This window comes from Agathobaculum sp. LCP25S3_E8 (genome assembly GCF_052117165.1).
Lineage (GTDB): Bacteria > Bacillota > Clostridia > Oscillospirales > Butyricicoccaceae > Agathobaculum.
In genome coordinates this window covers 1-1,325 of sequence record NZ_JBQKJR010000143.1, presented here as the reverse complement: position 1 = coordinate 1,325, position 1,325 = coordinate 1, and the positions used below count along the sequence as shown (strand labels likewise).

Here is a 1,325-nt window from a genome sequence, read left to right as displayed (position 1 = left end):
AGCGGCGCAAGCCGCAAAAGGCGGGTTTGGGGTGGCAACCCCAACAAGTATCTGACCGGGGGACAAATGAGCGAAAAGCGAAATTTGGTACACTGGTCGATACTTGCTCTCCGTGACTGCAAACTTTCTCTCACTTCCGTCCGCCACTTTTTTGGAAAACTGCAACCACAAAAGTTTGTTTCTCTTTTTCTGCTACTACTAATCCTGTAAAGGGCATTCCTGCCCGCTTTCGCTAAAATGACACCGGACGCAGTGGTTTCTACCCGGTGTTGGAGAAATCCTTTCTCTTTGCCCTCTACTACGGGTAAATGCTCCAAATGCCAAACACCAGGGCAGAAAAATTCCCTCCTCGCTTACTACTACAACCGGCAGGGGGCAAAATGGCCGGGAGCGGAGCCGGACAACAAAAAAAGCAGTAAATCTTTTTCAAGACTTACTGCTTTCGCTGGCCGCGTCGGTGGCGGCTGGTATTCAGTTTTTATGACTTGTCCGGTGGTTCGTCAAGCCGGAACTTGAATTGACAGTCAATTAACCGCTGCTTTACATAGTCCTCCACCTCGGCGTTGACCTGCCCGTTCACTTTTGAGAAATAGCGGATATATCCGGCGTAGTGGAGCAGGACAGCGTTCACGGCTTCTGGGTCGCCCTCACGGGCTTTGAGGATTGTTTCATAGGGGAGAAGTCTACTCATACCGGCTCACCCCCATTTCTTCGCGTAGCCGCTGCAAGGCAAGCTGGATATGCCGCCCCGCTGTGCTGCGTGACCGGCCAATACACGCGCCGATCACGCGCTGCGGCTGGCGCAGAAAGTAATAGCGCAGGATTTCTTCCCGCGTCTGCTCCGGCAAAACAGAGATCGCGTCGGCAAGGGCGGCGTTGCAGAGCAGGACGGTCTGACCGCAGACGGTAAATGGGTATTCCTCGTCCGGCTCCGACGCGGCAAACTGGACAAACTTCTCGTTCATCAGATAGTCAAGGGAAACTTGCCGTTCCCATTGCCGTTTAAGCTTCAAAATCTTGTCCAAGGCGGCACAGCGGATAACAGTCTTGCAAAAGGCGTTGTACCTGCGCTGGATATATTCTTGATAGGCTATCTGGTCGGTCATGGAAATTCCCCTTTCTGAATAATAGTGCGGGGCGGTGGCACTTCTTGCTGTCGCCCCTTGATTGCCTACCAGCAAAGGCGGGCGGGGCTGTCAACGGCTGCGCATATGTGAACTGCACCCCAAAAGTTGGACAAGAAAGTCAACGAAAGGGGTGCAGAAATCTATGGGAAAAGAATTGTTCAGTGAGGAATTAAAATTAGCAGTTGTTCAGTATGTACT

The 1,325-nt window shown here is 52.2% G+C and carries 3 protein-coding genes; 1 reads left to right on the top strand and 2 read right to left on the bottom strand.

What is annotated here, in order from left to right; all coding sequences use genetic code 11:
• A partial coding sequence (locus ACTQ34_RS17950; protein WP_441364961.1) for a hypothetical protein occupies window positions 1-210 on the top strand: 210 nt, incomplete at its 5' end.
• 268 nt (window positions 211-478) lie between these two features.
• Here the strand turns inward: ACTQ34_RS17950 and ACTQ34_RS17945 are convergent.
• Window positions 479-691 carry a helix-turn-helix domain-containing protein gene (locus tag ACTQ34_RS17945; protein ID WP_002586615.1) on the bottom strand — a complete coding sequence of 71 codons (213 nt, stop codon included), beginning with the start codon at window positions 689-691 and terminating at the stop codon, window positions 479-481.
• Window positions 684-1,106 carry a sigma-70 family RNA polymerase sigma factor gene (locus ACTQ34_RS17940; protein WP_002586616.1) on the bottom strand — a complete coding sequence of 141 codons (423 nt, stop codon included), beginning with the start codon at window positions 1,104-1,106 and terminating at the stop codon, window positions 684-686. Before ACTQ34_RS17940 ends, ACTQ34_RS17945 begins: the two co-directional genes overlap by 8 nt.
• Window positions 1,107-1,325: the final 219 nt, after the last annotated feature.

Bases quoted from the DNA above. Each gene is read 5' to 3' on its own strand.
- ACTQ34_RS17945 (WP_002586615.1), bottom strand. From the start codon at position 691: ATGAGTAGACTTCTCCCCTATGAAACAATCCTCAAAGCCCGTGAGGGC.
- ACTQ34_RS17940 (WP_002586616.1), bottom strand. From the start codon at position 1,106: ATGACCGACCAGATAGCCTATCAAGAATATATCCAGCGCAGGTACAAC.